The 20,289-nt window shown below is 54.4% G+C and carries 21 protein-coding genes and 1 pseudogene; 20 read left to right on the plus strand and 2 right to left on the minus strand.

The window, feature by feature from the left end; genetic code table 11:
• Nucleotides 1–5: 5 nt before the first annotated feature.
• From U0026_RS14410 to U0026_RS14430, 5 genes are all read left to right on the plus strand, one after another.
• A complete protein-coding gene (locus tag U0026_RS14410; protein WP_062778399.1) occupies nucleotides 6–335 on the plus strand; it encodes a DMT family transporter in 330 nt (109 codons plus the stop codon).
• A gap of 457 nt (nucleotides 336–792) precedes the next feature.
• Nucleotides 793–1,770, plus strand: a complete 978-nt coding sequence (locus U0026_RS14415) for a TRAP transporter substrate-binding protein (protein WP_062778400.1) — start codon at nucleotides 793–795, stop codon at nucleotides 1,768–1,770.
• Nucleotides 1,771–1,832: 62 nt separating this feature from the next.
• Nucleotides 1,833–2,342 carry a TRAP transporter small permease gene (locus U0026_RS14420; protein WP_062778402.1) on the plus strand — a complete coding sequence of 170 codons (510 nt, stop codon included), beginning with the start codon at nucleotides 1,833–1,835 and terminating at the stop codon, nucleotides 2,340–2,342.
• Nucleotides 2,343–2,370: 28 nt separating this feature from the next.
• Nucleotides 2,371–3,657, plus strand: a complete 1,287-nt coding sequence (locus U0026_RS14425; RefSeq protein ID WP_062778404.1) for a TRAP transporter large permease — start codon at nucleotides 2,371–2,373, stop codon at nucleotides 3,655–3,657.
• A 176-nt stretch (nucleotides 3,658–3,833) separates the two neighbouring features.
• The gene (locus tag U0026_RS14430) at nucleotides 3,834–5,402 is read left to right on the plus strand and encodes an EAL domain-containing protein (RefSeq protein ID WP_062778406.1); all 1,569 of its coding nucleotides are present in this window, start codon (nucleotides 3,834–3,836) and stop codon (nucleotides 5,400–5,402) included.
• On the opposite strand, the gene U0026_RS14435 is transcribed toward U0026_RS14430, so the two are convergent.
• Nucleotides 5,381–5,740 (minus strand): hypothetical protein, encoded by a 360-nt coding sequence (locus tag U0026_RS14435; protein ID WP_062778408.1) that lies wholly within the window; start codon nucleotides 5,738–5,740, stop codon nucleotides 5,381–5,383. The genes U0026_RS14430 and U0026_RS14435 overlap by 22 nt on opposite strands.
• A gap of 240 nt (nucleotides 5,741–5,980) precedes the next feature.
• Nucleotides 5,981–6,595 (minus strand): class I SAM-dependent DNA methyltransferase, encoded by a 615-nt coding sequence (locus U0026_RS14440; protein WP_062778410.1) that lies wholly within the window; start codon nucleotides 6,593–6,595, stop codon nucleotides 5,981–5,983.
• 384 nt (nucleotides 6,596–6,979) lie between these two features.
• Here U0026_RS14440 and U0026_RS14445 point away from each other — a divergent pair, with 384 nt between their 5' ends.
• From U0026_RS14445 to U0026_RS14515, 15 genes and pseudogenes are all read left to right on the plus strand, one after another.
• Nucleotides 6,980–8,053, plus strand: coding sequence for a FecCD family ABC transporter permease (locus tag U0026_RS14445; protein ID WP_062778411.1), 1,074 nt, complete (start codon nucleotides 6,980–6,982; stop codon nucleotides 8,051–8,053).
• Nucleotides 8,053–8,823 (plus strand): ABC transporter ATP-binding protein, encoded by a 771-nt coding sequence (locus tag U0026_RS14450; RefSeq protein ID WP_062778413.1) that lies wholly within the window; start codon nucleotides 8,053–8,055, stop codon nucleotides 8,821–8,823. Before U0026_RS14445 ends, U0026_RS14450 begins: the two co-directional genes overlap by 1 nt.
• A gap of 24 nt (nucleotides 8,824–8,847) precedes the next feature.
• Entirely contained in the window at nucleotides 8,848–9,975 is a 1,128-nt protein-coding gene (locus U0026_RS14455; RefSeq protein WP_062778415.1) for an ABC transporter substrate-binding protein, read from the plus strand.
• A 340-nt stretch (nucleotides 9,976–10,315) separates the two neighbouring features.
• Complete coding sequence (locus tag U0026_RS14460; protein WP_062778417.1) at nucleotides 10,316–11,038, plus strand: beta-ketoacyl synthase chain length factor; 723 nt, start codon at nucleotides 10,316–10,318, stop codon at nucleotides 11,036–11,038.
• A complete protein-coding gene (locus U0026_RS14465; RefSeq protein ID WP_174525778.1) occupies nucleotides 11,017–11,850 on the plus strand; it encodes a lysophospholipid acyltransferase family protein in 834 nt (277 codons plus the stop codon). Before U0026_RS14460 ends, U0026_RS14465 begins: the two co-directional genes overlap by 22 nt.
• Nucleotides 11,831–12,088, plus strand: a complete 258-nt coding sequence (locus U0026_RS14470; RefSeq protein WP_062778420.1) for a phosphopantetheine-binding protein — start codon at nucleotides 11,831–11,833, stop codon at nucleotides 12,086–12,088. The genes U0026_RS14465 and U0026_RS14470 overlap by 20 nt, the downstream gene beginning before the upstream one ends.
• A gap of 11 nt (nucleotides 12,089–12,099) precedes the next feature.
• Nucleotides 12,100–12,351 (plus strand): acyl carrier protein, encoded by a 252-nt coding sequence (locus U0026_RS14475; protein WP_062778422.1) that lies wholly within the window; start codon nucleotides 12,100–12,102, stop codon nucleotides 12,349–12,351.
• Between the two features lie 6 nt (nucleotides 12,352–12,357).
• Complete coding sequence (locus U0026_RS14480) at nucleotides 12,358–12,939, plus strand: COG4648 family protein (protein WP_062778424.1); 582 nt, start codon at nucleotides 12,358–12,360, stop codon at nucleotides 12,937–12,939.
• Nucleotides 12,936–14,291, plus strand: coding sequence for an AMP-binding protein (locus tag U0026_RS14485; protein WP_062778426.1), 1,356 nt, complete (start codon nucleotides 12,936–12,938; stop codon nucleotides 14,289–14,291). The genes U0026_RS14480 and U0026_RS14485 overlap by 4 nt, the downstream gene beginning before the upstream one ends.
• Nucleotides 14,272–14,625, plus strand: coding sequence for an ApeI family dehydratase (locus tag U0026_RS14490; RefSeq protein ID WP_062778428.1), 354 nt, complete (start codon nucleotides 14,272–14,274; stop codon nucleotides 14,623–14,625). Before U0026_RS14485 ends, U0026_RS14490 begins: the two co-directional genes overlap by 20 nt.
• Before the next feature lie 44 nt (nucleotides 14,626–14,669).
• On the plus strand, nucleotides 14,670–16,307 hold the full coding sequence (locus U0026_RS14495; RefSeq protein ID WP_062778429.1) for a glycosyltransferase family 2 protein: 1,638 nt from the start codon (nucleotides 14,670–14,672) through the stop codon (nucleotides 16,305–16,307).
• Between the two features lie 2 nt (nucleotides 16,308–16,309).
• A pseudogene (locus U0026_RS14500) lies at nucleotides 16,310–16,732 on the plus strand (acyl-CoA thioesterase).
• Entirely contained in the window at nucleotides 16,729–17,334 is a 606-nt protein-coding gene (locus tag U0026_RS14505; protein WP_062778431.1) for a LolA family protein, read from the plus strand. Before U0026_RS14500 ends, U0026_RS14505 begins: the two are co-directional and overlap by 4 nt.
• Nucleotides 17,303–19,618: an MMPL family transporter gene (locus U0026_RS14510; protein WP_062778433.1), complete on the plus strand. Its 2,316-nt coding sequence runs from the start codon at nucleotides 17,303–17,305 to the stop codon at nucleotides 19,616–19,618. Before U0026_RS14505 ends, U0026_RS14510 begins: the two co-directional genes overlap by 32 nt.
• Entirely contained in the window at nucleotides 19,615–20,289 is a 675-nt protein-coding gene (locus U0026_RS14515) for a DUF3261 domain-containing protein (RefSeq protein WP_082806338.1), read from the plus strand. Before U0026_RS14510 ends, U0026_RS14515 begins: the two co-directional genes overlap by 4 nt.

Consider the following 20,289-nt stretch of genomic DNA (forward strand, 5'->3'; position numbering starts at 1 on the left):
AGCATATGTTTAATCTCGGATTTTTATGGCTGGCGCTGTCTATCGGTTCCGAAATCACCGGCACCTCAATGATTAAAAAAACCAACGGTTTTAGCCGACTGTGGCCATCGGTGCTGGTGGTGTGCGCCTATTCGCTGTGCTACTTCGCGCTAACCCGTGCAATGAGCACCATTCCGGTGGGCGTCGCCTACTCGCTGTGGTGCGGCTTTGGCATCGTTGGCGTGACGATCTGTTCAATGATCCTCTACAAGCAAAAGCCAGACTTACCGGCTATTTTCGCGATGGTTTTGATTATTAGCGGCGGCATTATCATGAACGTCTTCTCAGGGATGTAAGCCTGGCGCCCCCTTTCTCATCGTTCAAGGGAGAGGGGGTAATTAGCATGAATACACTGTTTTAAAAGACCATTTCCTCACTTCATTCCCCCGTCAACTTCCATCACCAACATTTATATTAACGTTACTAATAAATATTATGATTAATGCATAACTGATTATTTTTGTTTTATTTTTAATGAAACAAAAATAAGTGACACCACTCACATCACCGACCATTCCATTTGCTTTTTTTTATCAAAAACCCGAACCCAGCAACACTTTTGAAACACCGTACCATTTTTAAAGTTATCATTTCGTTTTTTGTGAAGAACATCATCGCAATAACTTGTTACACCTATTAACCTAGCCCGGTAACATCGTTAAAGTCACTGTTCACCGTCTTCTCACCCGGGCGGTTATTACTCTGAATATGATTTTCATTAATGGATATTAATAAGTGTCTGGAGACGGAAAAATGAAATTGACGAAGACCCTGTTAAGCTTGTGTATTGGTACCACCCTATTACTGAGTGCCCAGGCAACCGTGGCACAAACGCTTCGCGCCGCCGACGTCCATCCTGCTGATTACCCTAACGTTGTCGCCGTCAAACATATGGGTGAAAAACTCAACACCGCCACCGAAGGTCGCCTGGATATCAAAACCTTCCCCGGGGGCGTGCTGGGTGATGAAAAACAGATGATCGAGCAGGCCCAGCTTGGCGCCATCGATATCATTCGCGTTTCAATGGCCCCGGTGGCGGCGATTTTGCCGGAGATCAACATCTTTACCCTGCCCTATATCTTCCGCGATGAAACGCATATGCACCACGTACTGGACGGTATGATTGGCCAGGAAATCGGTGACCGACTGACCGGTAACAGCAAGTCCCGCTTGGTCTTCCTCGGCTGGATGGATGCCGGTACCCGTAACCTCATTACCAAACAACCGGTGATAAAACCTGAAGACCTGAAGGGCATGAAAATTCGTGTCCAGACCAGCCCGGTTGCGCTAGATACCCTAAAAGCAATGGGCGCAAATGCTATCGCCATGGGCACCAGTGAAGTGTTCAGCGGCATGCAAACCGGCGTCATTGACGGCACCGAAAATAACCCGCCAACCTTTGTTGCCCACAACTATTTACCGGTGGCAAAAAACTTTACCTGGAGTAAACACTTCATCATGCCTGAACTGTTCCTGTTTTCTAAACCAAAATGGGACAAGCTGAAAAAAGAAGATCAGCAGTTAATTCTAAAACTGGCTAAAGAAGCACAGGTTGAACAGCGTACATTATGGGAAGCCTATAATGCTAAAGCCCTCGAAACCATGAAGGCCAACGGCGTTCAGTTCCATGATATCGATACCAAACCTTATTATAATGCCACCCAATCCGTGCGTGATAAATACGGCAAAGACCACCAGGACTTAATTAAAAAAATTCAGGATGTGAAGTAATACTTTAGTTGGGCGAATTAATTCGCCCAACCAAGTCTTCGTATTAATTCGAGGTCATTATTATGGATGAACGCTATTCGTCAGTCATGGATATTATCTACCGGATCTCCATGTGGATTGCCGGAATTGCATTGTTAGTGATGGTGGCGGTTATTCCCGTCGGTATTTTCGCCCGTTATGTGATGAACAGCGCGCTCTCCTGGCCCGAGCCGGTGGCTATTTTATGTATGGTGACATTCACCTTTATCGGCGCCGCCGTAAGCTACCGTGCGGGTTCCCATATCGCGGTCAGCATGGTGACCGACCGCCTAAGCGAAGGTTCTCGCCGCCTTTGTTTAATTCTGGCTGACATCACGATGATGGCCATCAGCCTGTTTATTCTCTGGTACGGCAGTCTGCTGTGCTATGAGCTGTGGGAGCAACCGGTCGCCGAATTTCCGCTGTTAACCGCCGGAGAAAACTACCTTCCGCTGCCTATCGGTTCTGCTATCACCGTACTTTTCATCATCGAAAAGCTCTGGCGTGGTCCGCAGTACCAACGTCCTGTCGTGATGCTGGGTTCCACCAGTTAACCCCCTATTTTTGAGAAAAGGAAAGCAGATGGACGCATTTATTCTCGTCTTTACGCTGGCAATTATGCTGGCGATTGGGGTGCCGGTGGCCTTCGCGGTCGGCATTAGCGCCATTGTCGGTGCCTGGTATATTGATATCCCGCTGGAAGCAGTCATGATCCAACTCACCAACGGGGTCAACAAATTCTCACTGCTCGCTATTCCGTTCTTTATTCTGGCTGGGGCAATTATGGCGGAGGGCGGTATTGCCCGCAGATTGGTGAACTTTGCCTATATCTTTGTCGGGTTTATTCGCGGCGGGCTATCACTGGTCAATATCGTGGCCTCCACCTTCTTTGGCGCCATTTCCGGGTCGTCGGTCGCCGATACCGCGTCCATTGGCTCGGTGATGATCCCGGAGATGGATAAAAAAGGCTATCCACGCGACTTTGCCGCCGCCGTCACCGCCAGCGGTTCCGTCCAGGCCATCCTCACCCCACCTAGCCATAACTCGGTGATTTACTCGCTAGCGACGGGCGGTACGGTTTCCATCGCCGCGCTGTTTATTGCCGGAATTCTGCCAGGATTGCTGCTGAGTTTTTCACTGATGGTGATGTGCGTATGTTTCGCCCACAAACGCGGCTATCCGAAAGGTGAACGCGTGCCATTCCGTCAGGCGCTGAAGATTTTCGTCGATACCCTGTGGGGGCTGATGACCGTGGTCATCATCATGGGCGGGATCTTATCCGGCATCTTTACCGCCACCGAATCGGCTGCCATCGCCTGTCTGTGGTCGTTCTTTGTCACCATGTTTATCTATCGCGATTACAAATGGTCTGAACTGCCGAAACTGATGTACCGCACGGTAAAAACCGTCACCATCGTGATGATTCTGATCGGCTTTGCCGCCGCGTTTGGCGCCATCATGACCTACATGCAGTTGCCGATGCGTATCACCGAAGCCTTCACCAGCATCTCTGATAATAAGTATGTGATCCTGATGTGCATTAACATCATGCTGCTGCTTATCGGCACGCTGATGGACATGGCGCCGCTTATCCTGATCCTCACCCCGGTACTGCTGCCCGTCACCAACGCGTTGGGTATCGACCCGGTACACTTCGGCATGATTATGCTGGTTAACCTCGGCATTGGTTTGATTACCCCGCCGGTCGGTTCCGTGCTGTTTGTCGCCAGTGCCGTCAGTAAGCAGAAAATTGAGCAGGTGGTGAAGGCGATGCTGCCGTTCTACGCCGTGCTGTTCCTGGTATTGTTGCTGGTTACCTATATCCCTGCTATCTCGCTGTTCCTGCCGAAATTCTTCGGCGTGCTCTGACAGCCCTCATCGCCCCTTTAGTTAATTCTGAAGGGGCGTTTTTTGCACAATGACAATTCGAAAAGTCTGATAATAGGTATAATCTTTATGTTGATATAGCCTGAGGGTTTACTCAGGGATATAATTTGTTTCCCAGTTTTTCCCACCCTGCTCAATGCTTTTGTTAAGGATTATTGATGACGACACAGCGCCTGGTGAGACTTATCACATGCGTGCTGATTGTCTCGATCCTTCTGCCTATTCTTCTCAGCCTGTGGCTGGCTCACCGCCAGGCCAATCAGCTCTTCAATCAGGAAATGGACGGCTATGCCGAACGGGTGCTGGCACGCACGCAGCGTGTCAAAGATCAAACCCGTACCGCGCTTGACGAGGTAAACCGTTTTAACGGGGAACCCTGTAGTGTGGAACATCTGCGGCAGATCCAGAAAGTGTCTTATATTCACCCGTATATTCAGGGCATCTTTTATCTGGATAACGCCAACACGTCCTGCGACTTGTTAAGAAATACGCTATCGAAGAAAGTCCCTGACTCAGAATTCGTCACCCCCGGCGGCTACCGCGTGTGGTTAACATCACGCTACGATCTCCAGACCGATGACAATAAGATTGCCGTAAGCCACGGTAATTATATGGTGATGATTGATCCAGACTCGATGATTGACGTGCTCCCCCACCCCGCTTACCCCATTTATGCGGCCATTATCAGCACCCGTAGCTATCAGGTGATTGCCACTAATCATGACATTGACCGGGACATCTGGCACAACGTCCTGCAAACCTTCAAGCCCACTCTGGAGCGTGATGGCGTGGTGTATAAACAGCAGCTTTTGCCACCGGTTGGCGGCATCCTGTTAACCTGGTCTACGACGAAACCGATTGATGACAGTTGGTTTCACCAATTGCTCATTTGGCTACCGGTAGGACTGGCTCTTAGCGTACTGGCGACGTTCCTGATGCTACGGATTTTGCGCCAGCTCCGGTCGTCCCACTACCGTATTCTGGACGCAATAAAGGCCGGTGAAATTACCGTTCACTATCAACCTATCGTGACGCTGGAAAATGGTCGAATTATCGGTGCCGAGGCGCTGGCCCGCTGGCAACAACCCGATGGACACTGGCTGCCACCAGATATTTTCATCCCTCTCGCGGAACAGACAGGGGTTATTACCCAACTTACCGAATATATTGTCAGAAGCGTCTTTGATGAGATGGGGCGCTGGCTGGCGCAAAATCCAGAGCAACATATTTCCATTAATATTGCCGCAAGCGACCTTTATTCACCTACATTGCCGACATTAATTAAACAGCAGTGCGCACACTGGGGAGTGGAACCCAAACAAATTGCTATTGAGTTAACCGAACGCGTTCTGGTCGCCCCCGAAAAAGCGATGCCGGTACTCCAGGCTTACCGCCAATTAGGTCATTCCATTTATATTGATGACTTTGGTGTCGGTTATTCCAGCCTGAGTTACCTGCAAGAGCTGGAGGTGGATACGCTCAAAATCGACAAATCCTTCGTTGATTCACTGGCGTGTAATCCGGTGACCGCCCATATTATTGAGATTGCCAAATCGCTTAATTTGTCGATGGTGGCTGAAGGCATTGAAACCGAGTGCCAGCGCGACTGGCTGCTCGCGCACGGCGTGCAATCGGGGCAAGGCTGGCTGTTTAGCCAGTCATTGCCGAAAAAAGCGTTTATTGCCTGGGCCCAGGATAATTTGCGTCAGACAGAGGTCGAACGATAGTAAGGTATGGACCGCACATTGACCGGGTTTTCCGACAGTTTTTGGCAGTGCCGTAGGTTTTTCTCACCAACATAACGGAACAGAAACTCATCGGAACTGCTTTGATGAATAAGCAGATCGCCGTTAATAAATTTCACCAGTTCCATGCCATTATGTGAGCGATGTCCAGCGCCCACTTCAAAGTGACCGTTCCACAACTCAGAAACATGGCCATAGACATGCAGGGTGATTTCCACGATGCCCCGCGATGGGCAATTTAAGCGCAAATACGTTGAGGTAAAGTTCAATGCCCAACCGGGCGCAGAAAGAAAAGCTAGCAGGAGTAGTGCGTATTTCATTATTTCAGGTAAATCCGTCATTCAACTTTGACGATGACTATACCAGATTGAGACATATTTTTTTTGCGTCAACACAATAATAATAAATGATGTTCAGATAGTGTACTCTCAACCCGGAATAACAACTTCCGCATCGAAGCGCCAGCAAGGTAAATAAGGGAAACGATACTCCCCTCCTGTCAACTTATAAGGCGCTGCGCTACCGCTATAATGTCGCGACACGTCAGGAAAATCGCAGTTTCATTTATCGTATATTTTTTCCGCCAGCCAAATGGTATGACCGGCACACTCAGGGTCTTCTGGCTTCATCTCTACCACCGCAAAACCGTGTGTCGCCAGTAACGCCCGGTACTCCTGCGGCGCAAGGCTTGCGTGAAACAGCGGTTCGCCTTCAAACTGCCCCATGGCAATGCCATCTGCGGGACCACTGGTGAACATCAACGCACTGCCGACTTTACTGTGGCGAGCAAAAATCCCAAACATGCTGCGCTGGTCGTCCTGAGTAAGGTGAAAAAAACTGTCCCAGGCAATCAGGCCCTCAAAGGTTTCGTCCAGCGCCAGTTGGCGCATGTCCTGTTGGATCCAGCGCTGATCTGGCAAATGCGCCCGGGCATGCTCGAGCATCGCAGGCGTGCCATCCACACCCGTCACCTGAAGCCCCTGGTCAATAAAATACGCCGCTATTGGCTGACCGGTACCGCAGCCGATATCCAGAATATGTCCCGGTTTGCCGGCGATTCGTATGAATTTGTCGAGCCACGCTTTTTCGAATAATGAGCAGGAGCGCAGGCGGGCAAAAGCCTCGGTATGACGCTGGTAGAGCGACAAAATCTGCTGGGCAGCTGGGTTATCCATAGGGCCTCACGATTGCTTACTTATCTCAGTGAATGAAAAGGTTAGGGTAATTTAGCCCCCGCACCACTCTGCGAAAATTGTATGTTTTCTGTCACGGCGGGCGACCCGTCACTGTAGGCCGGATAAGGCGCAACCGCCATCCGGCAATCAGCACCGTTGTGCCTGACGCGCGCAGCGTTAAGGCCTACACGTAAAAGCGTCTACGCCAATGTCTCACTTAAACAATCAATCAATGGAACGCTAATAGTTTCAGTATTGAATTGATAAGCATTATCACTTTTTATATCGTCGCCAGCTCTCTCCAGGATATTGGATATCTTGCAGTTTTCGCCACGGAACGGGCGGGAGGTCTTTTGACTTTACCGTGTTCCATAAGGTTATCCAATGAATTCCAGCCTTGACTCCAGCGTGCAATCTGATGCGCTGACTATTACGAGTCGCTATCGCCAGATAGTCGTGCAGCGTTATCTGCTGGCCGCTGCGGTGCTGTTTTGCATTCTCTGCTCGCTGCTGCTCGATTTTACCCTCGGCCCCTCTGGTCTTTCCGTCCAGACGCTATGGCATACCCTGTTCCACGCGGCCTCAGCGGATGCAGGCACTCGGGTGATCGTCTGGGATCTGCGCCTGCCCTTTGCCCTGATGGCTATCATGGTCGGTATGGCGCTGGGACTGGCGGGAGCAGAAATGCAAACAATCCTCAATAACCCGCTCGCCAGCCCGTTTACGCTGGGTGTTTCGTCTGCCGCATCAGTTGGTGCTGCGCTGGCGATTATCCTCGGGTTAGGCATCCCCGGCGTGCCAGACCAATGGTTTATCTCGGTCAACGCCTTCGTCTTTGCCCTGATGGCCTGTTTTGTTCTCGACGGTATCAGCCGCTGGACGCGCGTCGCCACCTCCGGGGTGGTGCTGTTTGGCATCGCACTGGTCTTCACGTTCAACGCGCTGATTTCCATTTTGCAGTTTGTCGCCAGCGAAGACACCTTGCAGGGGCTGGTATTCTGGACCATGGGCAGCCTGGCGCGCGCATCGTGGGACAAGCTGGCTATTCTGGCGGTGGCGCTGCTGATTATCGTGCCGCTCTCGCTAAAAAATGCCTGGAAACTCACCGCCTTGCGTCTGGGTGAAGACCGCGCCGTTAGCTTCGGTATTAACGTGCGCAAGCTGAGGCTGGCATCTCTGTTGCGGATTAGCATTATCTCGGCGCTGACCGTGGCGTTCGTCGGCCCTATCGGCTTTATCGGTCTTGTGGCCCCCCATATTTCACGCATGATGTTTGGCGAAGATCACCGCTTTTACCTGCCGGGCAGTATGTTGATTGGCGCGTTGGTGCTGTCACTGGCTTCGGTGGTCTCCAAAAATATCGTTCCCGGCGTCATCATTCCGGTGGGCATTGTCACCTCGCTGGTCGGTGTGCCGTTCTTCCTGAGCATTATTATTCGCCATCGAGGGACGCTGTAATGGACGGGCTTGTCATTCGCGATCTCCACACCGGTTATCGCCACAAGAAGATCATTGACGGCTTAACCACGCCTCAGCTGCCTCGCGGCCAAATTACCGCCCTGCTCGGGCCAAACGGTTCGGGAAAATCCACGCTGCTACGCGCGTTGGCAGACCTTAACCCCGCGCAGGGTTCCATCAGGTTAAACGGTGAAGAACTGACGACCCTGCCCTCAGTCAAGCGCGCGCAAAAGGTGGTTTATCTGCCGCAGTCACTGCCTGCTGGTGTCCATTTACATGCGCTGGAATCGGTGATTGTTGCCCGCCGCGCCAGCGGTAACAGCCACGGTGATGCCCAGACAGAGGCTTTGGCGATACTTGAAAAACTCGGCGTCGGCCATCTGGCGATGCACTACCTCGATCAGCTCTCCGGCGGCCAGAAACAGCTGATTGGCCTCGCCCAGTCTCTGATTCGCCAGCCTGACCTGCTGCTGCTCGATGAACCGCTAAGCGCCCTCGACCTCAACTACCAGTTCCACGTGATGGATATCGTCGCCCGCGAAACCCGGCTGCGCAATATCGTCACCGTGGTGGTGATCCACGATATCAACATCGCCCTGCGCCATGCGCAGTACGCCGTCATGTTAAAAACAGGCGCGCTGATTGCCAGCGGTATACCTGACGAGGTGGTAACCCCGCCAAATCTGGCGACGGTCTACGGCGTGCGCGGGCGTGTCGAGCGCTGTTCACAAGGGCTGCCCCACGTGGTGGTCGATGGTTTAACAACATAACGATAAAAGGTAAGACGGGGAAAAATGACGATGAAGAAGGCAATACTGGGCGCGGCTTTGCTGCTGTCACCGCTGCTGGCGCTGGCGCAGAACTGGCCGGTGACGGTGAAAGATCTGGATAATCGCACCATCACCATTGAACAAGAGCCACAGCGCATTATCTTGCAGGACGGGCGCGATATTCTCACTCTGGCGGTGCTGGAACGCGAAAATCCGTTCGCCAAAGTGGTGGCGTGGAATAACCTGCCGAAGAGACAGGACACGCAAACCTGGAACGTGTTGAAAAAGAAATGGCCCGAGGCGGATAAGATCCTCGACATGAAGTTTTCCGACCAGGGTAATGTCGACCTGGAGACGGTGCTCTCACGCCATCCCGATTTAATGATAGCCCAACTGCGTGCCAAACCTTCTTTGGTGCAAAGTGGCGTACTCGCACAGCTTGAAGCATTGCATATCCCGGTGGTTTTTGTTGATTACGAACTGCATCCGGTAGAAAACACGCGGCCAAGCATCGCCCTGTTGGGCAAAGTACTGGGCCAAAACCAACGCGCGCAGGCTTACCTCGACTTTTATCAACAGCGCCTGGATACCCTCCACCAGCGCCTGGCAGACGAGAAGAAAAAACCGTTAGTGTTTATTGAACCCATTGCCGGGGTCGCCGGTCTGGATAACGGTTGCTGCTTTACCCATGCGCGAAACGGTTGGGGTGGGCTGGTGGAAGCCGCAGGCGGCGTGAATATCGGTTCACAACTGCTGCCGGGCGCCACCGGGAATATTGCGGTCGAGAAGATAATCTCGATGAACCCGGATTACTACCTGATGACCGGCTCAAAACGTCCGGGCAAAGGCACGGCGATCATTCCGTTTGGCTATAACGTTGAGGAACATGAGGTGGCGAGCGCCTTTAATGCCTTACTGGGCCGCCAGGGTGTGAGCAGTATTCCGGCAGTGGTCGCGGGACATACAGGCGCGCTCTACCACCACTTTTACAATAATCCGTATAATATTATCGCGATTGAAACGTTGAGTAAGATGTTCTATCCAAACGCATTTAAAGACGTTAATCCATTGGCGGATTACCATACTTTAATTACCCGCTTTACCGATATTCCGGATGATAAGGTGATTCTTAGCTATACCCCATCCAAGTAGAGTCTGACACTCGCCGGGTCATGCTTTGACCCGGCAAATCCACGTAATTTCTCCTGCTATTCGCCAGCCCCTTCACAAAAAGGTATGATGTCCGGAAAATATCGGATAACAGGCGATAGATAGCCCTGGGCATCACGCTAGAATGATGACCATGCTCTACTTTTGTTTTATGAAATTAATATTGAACTTACCATGGCAACATTGTTGAGTCGCTCCCTGACCAATGTCAGGGATATACACATTATGGCTAATATGCCGTGCGTATTTAATTCATATATCATTATAAAAAAGACGCCATAACACGCCATGGCTTTCACCAGTAGATGACAGACCTTCGTTGATGAAATTTACAATTAACATTATCGACTGGCAGGCGATGGCCCCAGGATTGAGCGATACAACCCAATGGCTGGCATGGGCCCAGCAACCGTATGCTATCGATCCTACCGCTCCACAGGCGAAGCTTACCGAGCTTCCAATGATGACCGCTCGCCGTTTGAGTTCCGGCAGTAAACTGGCCGTCGAATGCGGGCTAGCGTTGTTGCGTCGCCATGAGATTGATGCCGTCCTCTACACCAGCCGCCACGGTGAGCTGGAGCGTAATTTCCGTATTTTGCAGGCGCTGGCAACCGAGCAAGCCGTTTCGCCCACCGATTTTGCTTTATCCGTACATAATGCCGCCGTCGGGAACCTGACCATCGCCGCCAAACAGCCGATAGTCTCCTCCTCCTTGTCCGCTGGCAGAGATAGCTTCCAGCAGGGTTTATGTGAAGTGATGGGTATGCTGCAAGCAGGTTTTCAGCGGGTGTTAATGGTGGATTTCGACGGCGCACTGCCTGCGTTTTATCATCCGCACCTTCCCCCTGAAATGCCGGTCTGGCCCTATGCTGTCGCGCTGGTGATTGAGCGCGGCTTTACGTTGTGCTGCGAAACCCAGCCGCTGCCCTCCCAACAGGAAACCGCACTGCCGCAAAGCCTGCTGTTTTTACAGCACTACCTGCAAGGTGCCGCGACGTTTACCCTGCCCGGTGAGCGCGTTGCATGGCAGTGGAGCCAGCCATGAATACCGTATTCTCAAAGCTGAACCGCTTATGGCGAGGGGCCATGACCGGTTTTTGCTTCTCCCTGTTTGGCTTAGGCGGACTCTTTCTGTCGGTTGTCTGGTTTAACCTGTTACTTTTGGTGATACGCGATAAACCCCGTCGCCGTCGCATGGCACGCCGCTCGATTTCGGCCAGTTTTCGTCTTTTTCTGAGCGTAGTAAGACGCGTCGGTGTGCTCGATTACCATATTGATAATCAAGATATTTTACGTCAGGAACGCGGATGTCTGGTGGTCGCCAATCATCCCAGCCTGATTGATTACGTGATGCTGGCTTCGGTGATGCCTGAAACCGACTGCATGGTGAAAAGCACACTGCTGAAAAATCCTTTTCTCAGCGGTGTTATCCGCGCCGCTGACTACTTAATAAACGACAGTGCCGATGCCCTGCTCTCAACCTGTCGGCAACGTTTACAACAAGGTGACACCGTCTTGATTTTCCCCGAGGGCACCCGTAGTGTTCCCGGCGAAAAAATGACGCTTCAGCGCGGCGCAGCCAATATTGCGGTGCGCTGCGGCAGCGATTTGCGGATCGTGGTGATTCGCTGTACCGAACATATGCTGGGTAAACACAGCCAATGGTACAACCCGCCCCTCACCAAACCTCATTTCACCGTCACGGTGGGTGAACGGGTCAAAATAGCCCCCTTTTACGATGCAAAGACACAAGAACCGGCGCTGGCTGCACGCCAATTAAACCGGCATCTTTTACATCAATTACAATCAGGTTCTACCCCTGGCACAGGAATTAATGATGCAAGCGCTCTGCCTTGAAATAAAAAATCTCATCATCTCGACATTGAATCTGGATGAACTGTCTGCGGATGATATTGATACCGACGCGCCGCTGTTTGGCGACGGTTTAGGACTGGACTCCATTGATGCGCTGGAACTTGGGCTGGCGGTAAAAAATCAGTACGGCATTGTGCTGTCGGCTGAAAGCGAAGAGATGCGCCAGCACTTCTTTTCCGTCGCCACATTAGCCGCCTATATCCAATCTCAGCGCGCCTGAGGGAGTCCGTTATGACCGATCAAAACGCCATTTATCAAGAAGTCTCTGCCCTGCTGGTGAAGTTGTTTGAACTCGACCCGCAGGATATTCATCCCCAGGCGCGTCTGTATGAAGACCTGGAGCTGGACAGCATCGATGCCATCGACATGATTGTGCATCTGCAAAAGAAAACCGGCACCAAGATAAAGCCTGAGGAATTTAAAGCCGTGCGCACCGTGCAGGATGTCGTTGATGCCGTTGAACGCCTGATCAAAGAGGCCTGATTCGGCGTGTCGGGCATTCGCTCACGATCCTTAATCCCCCTGTTAACAGGGCTGTTACTGCTGACCTGGCCGATTCTGATTTGGTTTGGTCTGCGGCATAACGGCTTGCAGGTGTTGTTACCGCTGCTGGCTCTGGTGCTGTTGCTGCGCTTACAGCAGACCCGGCGACTGGCAGGGCCGCTGCGTGGCGTGACCCAAGTGGTGGCGGCGGTAGGCATCACGCTATGTACTGCCAGCTACTTGCTTAAAACGCATCAACTGCTGCTATTTTATCCGGTGGTGATTAACATCGTGATGCTGGCCGTGTTTGGCGGTTCGCTGTGGTCAGCGATGCCGATTGTCGAACGTCTGGCACGTTTGCAAGAACCCGATCTCAACGACGCCGCCATACGCTACACCCGACGGGTGACGCAGATCTGGTGCGCCTTTTTCATCGTCAACGGCAGCATTGCGTTATTGACCGCACTGTATGGCGACATGGCGCTTTGGACACTGTGGAACGGAATGGTGGCTTATCTGCTGATGGGCACATTAATGGCCGTCGAATGGCTGGTACGCCAACGGGTAAAGAGACAACATAACCGATGACTCCACCGCTCACGCTCGCCAGGTGGCTAACTGCCCCGCGCCCCGCCTCTACGCCCATTGCGTGGCAGGATGACTGCATCTGGACACTGGGCCATCTGCGCCATGATGTCGCCCGGTTGATTCCTCAGTTACAGCAGCACGAAGGCTCGCGCTGGGCGCTGTGTCTTGAGAACAGCTATCTGTTTCTCGTCGCGCTGCTGGCAACGCTGCATGCGGGCAAAACGCCGGTGTTGCCGGGACACAGCCGTCAATCCTTGCTCAGTGAGCAGCGTGCGCTGTTCGACGGAGTCATCAGCGATAGCGCACTAGACGGGTCATGGCCGCAGCTGATTATCACCTCCGCCATGACGATAGCCCCACACACTCCCCCGCTGCTTGCACTTCGCGATGATGCAACGATTGAACTCTACACCTCCGGCACCACCGGTCAGCCTAAGCGGGTGATAAAAACCGTGCGCCATCTGGACTGCGAAGCCGCCCTGTTGGCCGACCGTTTTGCCACGCGGCTGGCAGGAACGCGCGTGGTGAGTTCCGTGACACATCAGCATTTATATGGTCTGACGTTTCGCATCATTCTGCCCATGGCGCTAGGGTTACCGCTGCATGCGGGGATGCTCTGGTACAGCGAACAGTTGGCGGCGTTAGCGGCTGAGGAACGTTATACCTTTGTCAGCAGCCCGGCGTTTTTAAAACGCCTCGATCTACAGTTGCCTGCCCCGCCGATGGCGATGATCGTCTCCACCGGTGGCGAGTTAAGCTTGCAGAGCGCGGCGCAAACTGCCGCATGGCTGAAAGTCTGGCCGGATGAGATCTATGGCAGCAGCGAAACCGGCATTGTCGCTTGGCGACAGCGGCAGTCTGAAGAGACTCACTGGCAACCGTTTCCCGGGATCTCATTTCGTGAGGAAGAGGCGGAAGTTCGCGTCTTTTCTCCGCTGTTCGCCGATGATCTTGGCCTGGTGCTTGATGACAGGCTCGAGTTTGACGCCAACGGTCACTTCCGTTTGCGAGGACGCCGTGACCGGGTGGTCAAAATTGAAGAGAAGCGAATTTCACTGCACGAAGTCGAACAGCGTCTGCTGGCGCTCACCGGCGTTCGCGAGGCCGCCGCCGTGCCGCTGTTACGCGGCGACAGGACGGCAATAGGCGTGCTACTGGTTCTCGACGACGCAGCGCGTGCCAGTTGGGGGAAAAACCAGGAGCGGACGTGGCGACGGACGCTGCGTGCATGGCTTGAACCCGTTGCTATTCCTCGCCACTGGCGCGTGGTGGATGCCATCCCGGTCAACAGCATGAACAAGCGTATTGATGCACAATTACAGGAGTTGTTCGATGAAACCCCGCGAAACTGAGCGCCGGCATACCGAGTCTCAGCAGCTTGACGTGGTGCTCTGCCTGGATCCTGACTTGTTGTGGTTTCGCGGACATTTTGCCGTGCAACCCCTGCTGCCCGGCGTCGCGCAGATCGATTGGGTGATGCACTATGCCACCACCATCCTGCTCCCCGGCTGGCGTTTTCAGCAGCTTCAGAACGTAAAATTTCAGTCGCCGCTGTTGCCCGGCGCCACGGTTACGCTGACGCTGAACTGGCACGCAGAACGTCAGATACTCAGCTTCAGCTATCATCGCCACGACGGCGATGCCCGGCATATTGCCAGCAGTGGAAAAATCCGTCTATGTAGCTGACCTTTGCCCCTTGCGTACTGATCCCCTGCTACAACCACGGTGCAATGATGGCGGGCGTGCTGGCACGCCTCCAGCCGTTTGGCCTGCCCTGTATTGTGGTGGACGATGGCAGCGACACCGCCACGCGAGCGGCGCTGGCCTCTCTGGCCGCAGAACATTCGCATCTGACCTTAATTCGCCTGCCGGAGAATATGGGCAAAGGGGCGGCGGTGATCGCGGGTTTACAGGCCGCAGCAGAGGCCGGTTTTAGTCATGCCGTACAGGTGGATGCCGACGGGCAGCACGCCATTGAAGATATCCCGGCGCTGCTTGCGCTTTCGCAAAAACATCCGGATGCGCTGATTTCCGGACAGCCGATTTATGATGACTCCATTCCCCGTTCGCGTCTTTACGGACGCTGGGTCACTCACGTCTGGGTATGGATTGAAACGCTTTCACTACAGCTTAAAGACAGCATGTGCGGTTTTCGCGTCTATCCCGTTGAGCCCACGCGACAACTGGCGGAGCGCGTGGCGCTTGGCAAACGGATGGATTTTGATACCGAAGTGATGGTGCGCCTCTACTGGCAGGGCAATAACAGCTATTTTGTGCCAACCCGCGTCACCTATCCGCCCGACGGACTCTCGCACTTTGATGCGCTAAAAGACAATCTGCGAATTTCATGGATGCACACACGGCTATTTATGGGAATGCTGCCACGCATTCCGTCGCTGCTGTTGCGCCGTACCTCATCGCACTGGGCACGTCAGCGGGAAGTCAAAGGGTTGTGGGGGATGCGTCTGATGCTGTGGGTGTGGCGGTTACTTGGCCGCCGGGCCTTTTCCCTGCTGCTCTACCCCGTGGTGGGCGTTTACTGGCTGACGGCGGCTACCGCCCGCAAGGCTTCGCAAAACTGGATTGTCCGGGTACGTGCGCAACTCAACGCCCGCCATCAGCCAGTGCCGGAAAACCTGACCAGCTATCAGCACTTCCTGCGTTTTGGTCATGCCATGCTGGATAAAATCGCCGGTTGGCGCGGTGAGCTACGCTTAGGTCGCGATGTGATGTTTGCCCCTGGTGCTGAGGCAGCGCTTAACGTCAACTCGCCACGCGGCAAGCTGCTGCTGGCCTCACACCTGGGCGATGTTGAAACCTGCCGGGCGCTGGCTCAGTTGCAAGGCAGTAAAACCATCAACGCGCTGGTGTTTAGCGACAATGCCCAGCGCTTTAAACAAATTATGCAGGAGATGGCTCCGCAGGCGGGATTAAACCTGCTGCCGGTGACCGATATCGGCCCGGATACTGCCATCTTACTAAAAGAGAAACTGGATCGCGGCGAGTGGATCGCTATCGTCGGCGACCGAATTGCCGTGAATCCGCAGCGCGGCGGCGAATGGCGCGTCTGCTGGAGCCGCTTTATGGGGCAACCCGCGCCGTTCCCACAGGGGCCGTTTATTCTCGCCTCAATTTTACGCTGCCCGGTGGATCTCCTTTTCGCCCTGCGCCAACAGGGAAAGCTGCATATTCACTGCGAGCCGTTCGCAGAAGTGCTGCTGTTGCCACGCGCTGAGCGGCAACAAGCGTTACAGCAAACCATCGACCGTTATGCCGAACGTCTGGAGCACTACGCGCTACAGTCACCGCTCGACTGGTTTAATTTTTTCGATTTCTGGCAACTGCCGGATACCAAAGACAAGGAGTAAGGGTGCTTAACGATCCCCGCTTTACGGCTGAAGTCGAGCTAACCATTGCGTTCCACGACGTCGATATGATGGGCGTGGTGTGGCACGGAAACTACTTCCGCTATTTCGAGATTGCGCGTGAAGCGCTGTTGAATCAGTTTGACTACGGTTATCGCCAGATGAAGGAATCCGGCTATCTGTGGCCGGTGGTCGATACCCGCGTGAAGTACCGTCACGCCCTGACTTTTGAGCAGCGTATTCGCGTGCGCGCCCGCATTGAGGAGTTCTAAAATCGCCTGCGTATAGGCTACGAAATCTTCGACGCGGAAAGCGGCAAGCGCGCCACCACCGGCTATACCATCCAGGTGGCGGTGGAAGAAAAAAGCCGCGAAATGTGCTTTGTCAGCCCGGATATTTTGTTTGCCCGCATGGGGGTGACGCCATGAGATGGCTGCCGCTCCTGATGCTGCTGTTAAGCCCACTGGTCAGCGCGCTAACGCTTGACGACGTCCAGCAGCGTTTTACCGAACAACCGGTGGTTCGCGCCCACTTCGCGCAAAGCCGCACGATCAAGGATCTGCCGCAGCCGCTGCTGTCTCAGGGCAACATGTTGATCGCCCGCGATCGAGGTTTGCTGTGGGATCAAACCGCCCCTTTCCCGATGCAGTTACTGCTCGACGACAAGCGGATGGTACAGGCCGTCAATGGTCAGCCACCGCAAACCATCACCGCGGATAACAATCCGCAGATGTTCCAGTTTAATCATTTGCTGCGCGCGCTCTTTCAGGCTGACCGTAAAGTGCTGGAACAGAACTTCCGCGTGGAGTTTGCCGACAAAGGCGAAGGTCGCTGGACGCTGCGTCTGACGCCGACCACCACGCCGCTGGATAAAATTTTTGCCACCATTGATCTGGCGGGAAAAACCTATCTGGAGACGATTCAACTCAACGATAAACAGGGCGACCGCACCGATATCACCCTTTCCCAACACCAATTGACGCCCGCACAGCTGACCGATGACGAACGCCAACGTTTTGCCGCCCAGTAAGCGCCCCGCGCTGTTATGGGCTATTGCCTGCCTGCTGATGCTGGGCGTGTTGCTGACGCTGCTGCCACAGGCGCGGCTGAACAGTAGCGTGCTGGCGATGCTGCCTAAACAAACGTTGGGCGCCATTCCGCCGAGCCTTAACGACGGATTTATGCAGCGCCTCGACCGTCAGATGGTCTGGCTGGTCAGCCCCGGGAAACAGCCGGATCCGACGGTCGCCCGCGACTGGCTGACGCTACTGCAAAAATCGCAGGCGCTGGCAGAAGTGAAAGGCCCAATGGATGCGGAAAGCCAACAGGCCTGGGGCACTTTCTTCTGGCAGCACCGCAACGGGTTAGTTGACGATGTCACCCGCACCCGTCTGCAAAACGGCGGCGAGGCACAGGCGCAGTGGATCCTCTCCCAGCTTTATTCTGCCTTCTCCGGGGTCAGCGGCAAGGAGTTGCAAAACGATCCGCTGATGCTGATGCGGGGATCGCAGTTGGCGATGGCGAAAAATGGTCAGCGCCTGCGCTTGATGGACGGCTGGCTGGTGACCCAGGACCAGCAGGGTAACTACTGGTATCTGCTGCACGGCGAGCTAGCCGGTTCGTCGTTTGATATGCAGCAAACGCACACGCTGGTGACCACCCTCGGCACCCTTGAAAAGACGCTCAAATCGCACCATCCGCACGCTCAGCTACTCTCTCGCGGTACGGCGTTCTATAGCGATTACGCCAGCCAGCAGGCCAAACGGGATATCTCCACCCTCGGCGTTGCCACCCTGCTGGGGGTGATTTTGCTGATTGTGGCAGTGTTCCGCTCACTGCGCCCGCTGCTGCTGTGCGTGCTGTCGATTGGCACCGGCGCGCTGGCGGGTACGGTGGTGACGCTGTTGGTATTTGGCGAACTGCATCTGATGACGCTGGTGATGAGCATGAGCATTATCGGCATTTCCGCCGACTATACGCTCTACTATCTGACGGAACGAATGGTGCATGGCGAGGCAACATCACCATGGCAAAGCCTGACTAAAGTGCGCAACGCCCTACTGCTGGCGCTGCTCACCACCGTGGCTGCGTACCTGATTTTGATGCTCGCGCCCTTCCCCAGCATCCGCCAAATGGCGCTGTTCGCCGCCGTTGGCCTGAGCGCCTCCTGCCTGACGGTGATTTTCTGGCATCCGTGGCTGTGTCGTGGCCTGCCGGTGCGCCCGGTTCCGGCGATGGTGCTGATGCTGCGCTGGCTTGCCGCCTGGCGACGCAATAAAAAGCTTTCCGTGGGCCTACCGGTGGCGCTGGCGCTGTTCTCACTGGCGGGGCTTGCTACGCTGCGGGTGGACGATGATATTTCGCAGCTCCAGGCACTGCCTCAGCACATTCTGGCGCAGGAAAAAGCGATTACTGCATTGACCGGGCAAAGCGTCGATCAGAAGTGGTTTGTGGTATACGGCAAGTCTGCACAGCAAACGCTGGCGCGGCTGGAACGGTTTACCCCCGCGCTGGAACAGGCGAAAAAAGAGGGATGGCTCGGCGGGTATCGCACCATTCCATTGAATTCACTCGCCCGCCAGCAGCAAGATTTAGCGTTACTGAAAAATGCTGCTCCTGCGGTGGCTAAAGCGTTACAAAACGCCGGAATAACAACGATAAATCCTGACCTCAGCGCCATGCCGGTGACGGTCGATGACTGGCTTGCCAGCCCGGCCAGCGAAGGCTGGCGGCTGCTGTGGCTCACCCTGGCCGATGGCGAAAGCGGCGTGCTGGTACCGGCTGAAGCGGTGAAAAACAGTGCTGCATTAAACGCGCTCAGCACGAAATACACCGGCGTCGCGTGGGTGGATCGTAAGAGCAGCTTCGACGAACTGTTCGCGCTGTATCGCCATATCCTCACCGGCCTGCTGTTGGTAGCGCTGGCGGTGATTGCCTGCGGCGCAGTCGTGCGTCTGGGCTGGCGCAAAGGATTAATCAGCCTGGTTCCTTCAGTGTTATCGCTAGGCTGCGGGCTGGCGGTACTGTCACTTGGCGGTCATACGGTCAACCTGTTCTCGCTGCTGGCGCTGGTGCTGGTGCTTGGGATTGGCATTAACTACACGCTATTTTTCAGCAATCCGCGCGGGACGCCATTAACCTCATTTTTAGCGATTACGCTGGCAATGCTGACCACCTTGTTGACCCTCGGCATGCTGGTTTTCAGCGCCACCCAGGCCATCAGCAGTTTTGGCATTGTGCTGGTCAGCGGCATTTTCACCGCCTTCCTGCTGTCACCGCTGGCGATGCCCGGTAAAAAGAGAAAAAAACGATGAGTAAATCGATACTTCGTGGGTTGAGTAGCCTTTTGCCGGATGGCGGCGTTGCCTTATCCGGCCTACGCCAGCACATCAATTGTAGGCCGGATAAGCGCAGCGCCATCCGGCGGTGTCTGCTGGTTGCCACGTTGCTGCTAGCCGGTTGTAGCCATTCGCAGCCGGAACAAAAAGGTCGCCCACAGGCGTGGCTGGAGCCAGGCGCACGGGTCACGCTACCGGCGCCGGGCATCTCTCCGACGGTCAGTTCCCAGCAGCTTCTTACCGGCAGTTTTAACGGCAAAACGCAGTCGCTGCTGGTGATGCTCAATGCCGACGATAAGAAACTCACCCTGGCCGGGCTGTCATCCGTCGGTATCCGCCTGTTCCTTGTGACCTACGATGAAAAAGGGCTGCACGCCGAACAATCGATCGTGGTGCCGCAACTGCCGCCAGCCAGCCAGGTGCTGGCAGACGTGATGCTCAGCCACTGGCCGATTAGCGCCTGGCAGCCACAGTTACCGAAGGACTGGGCGCTCACCGACCGTGGCGACAAGCGCGAACTGCGCAATGCCCGCGGCAAACTGGTCACCGAAATCACCTATCTGAACCGTAAAGGCAAGCGCGAGCCCATCAGCATCGAACAGCACGTGTTTAAATACCACATCACCATTCAATATCTGGGTGACTGA

The organism is Kluyvera intermedia, assembly GCF_034424175.1.
Lineage (GTDB): Bacteria > Pseudomonadota > Gammaproteobacteria > Enterobacterales > Enterobacteriaceae > Kluyvera > Kluyvera intermedia.

Bases quoted from the DNA above. Each gene is read 5' to 3' on its own strand.
- U0026_RS14450 (WP_062778413.1), top strand. From the start codon at position 8,053: ATGGACGGGCTTGTCATTCGCGATCTCCACACCGGTTATCGCCACAAG.
- U0026_RS14505 (WP_062778431.1), top strand. From the start codon at position 16,729: ATGAGATGGCTGCCGCTCCTGATGCTGCTGTTAAGCCCACTGGTCAGC.
- U0026_RS14485 (WP_062778426.1), top strand. From the start codon at position 12,936: ATGACTCCACCGCTCACGCTCGCCAGGTGGCTAACTGCCCCGCGCCCC.
- U0026_RS14465 (WP_174525778.1), top strand. From the start codon at position 11,017: ATGGCAGTGGAGCCAGCCATGAATACCGTATTCTCAAAGCTGAACCGC.
- U0026_RS14410 (WP_062778399.1), top strand. From the start codon at position 6: ATGTTTAATCTCGGATTTTTATGGCTGGCGCTGTCTATCGGTTCCGAA.
- U0026_RS14440 (WP_062778410.1), bottom strand. From the start codon at position 6,595: ATGGATAACCCAGCTGCCCAGCAGATTTTGTCGCTCTACCAGCGTCAT.
- U0026_RS14425 (WP_062778404.1), top strand. From the start codon at position 2,371: ATGGACGCATTTATTCTCGTCTTTACGCTGGCAATTATGCTGGCGATT.
- U0026_RS14470 (WP_062778420.1), top strand. From the start codon at position 11,831: ATGCAAGCGCTCTGCCTTGAAATAAAAAATCTCATCATCTCGACATTG.
- U0026_RS14455 (WP_062778415.1), top strand. From the start codon at position 8,848: ATGACGATGAAGAAGGCAATACTGGGCGCGGCTTTGCTGCTGTCACCG.
- U0026_RS14510 (WP_062778433.1), top strand. From the start codon at position 17,303: ATGACGAACGCCAACGTTTTGCCGCCCAGTAAGCGCCCCGCGCTGTTA.
- U0026_RS14430 (WP_062778406.1), top strand. From the start codon at position 3,834: ATGACGACACAGCGCCTGGTGAGACTTATCACATGCGTGCTGATTGTC.
- U0026_RS14415 (WP_062778400.1), top strand. From the start codon at position 793: ATGAAATTGACGAAGACCCTGTTAAGCTTGTGTATTGGTACCACCCTA.
- U0026_RS14435 (WP_062778408.1), bottom strand. From the start codon at position 5,740: ATGAAATACGCACTACTCCTGCTAGCTTTTCTTTCTGCGCCCGGTTGG.
- U0026_RS14495 (WP_062778429.1), top strand. From the start codon at position 14,670: ATGATGGCGGGCGTGCTGGCACGCCTCCAGCCGTTTGGCCTGCCCTGT.
- U0026_RS14445 (WP_062778411.1), top strand. From the start codon at position 6,980: ATGAATTCCAGCCTTGACTCCAGCGTGCAATCTGATGCGCTGACTATT.
- U0026_RS14420 (WP_062778402.1), top strand. From the start codon at position 1,833: ATGGATGAACGCTATTCGTCAGTCATGGATATTATCTACCGGATCTCC.
- U0026_RS14475 (WP_062778422.1), top strand. From the start codon at position 12,100: ATGACCGATCAAAACGCCATTTATCAAGAAGTCTCTGCCCTGCTGGTG.
- U0026_RS14515 (WP_082806338.1), top strand. From the start codon at position 19,615: ATGAGTAAATCGATACTTCGTGGGTTGAGTAGCCTTTTGCCGGATGGC.
- U0026_RS14490 (WP_062778428.1), top strand. From the start codon at position 14,272: ATGAAACCCCGCGAAACTGAGCGCCGGCATACCGAGTCTCAGCAGCTT.
- U0026_RS14460 (WP_062778417.1), top strand. From the start codon at position 10,316: ATGAAATTTACAATTAACATTATCGACTGGCAGGCGATGGCCCCAGGA.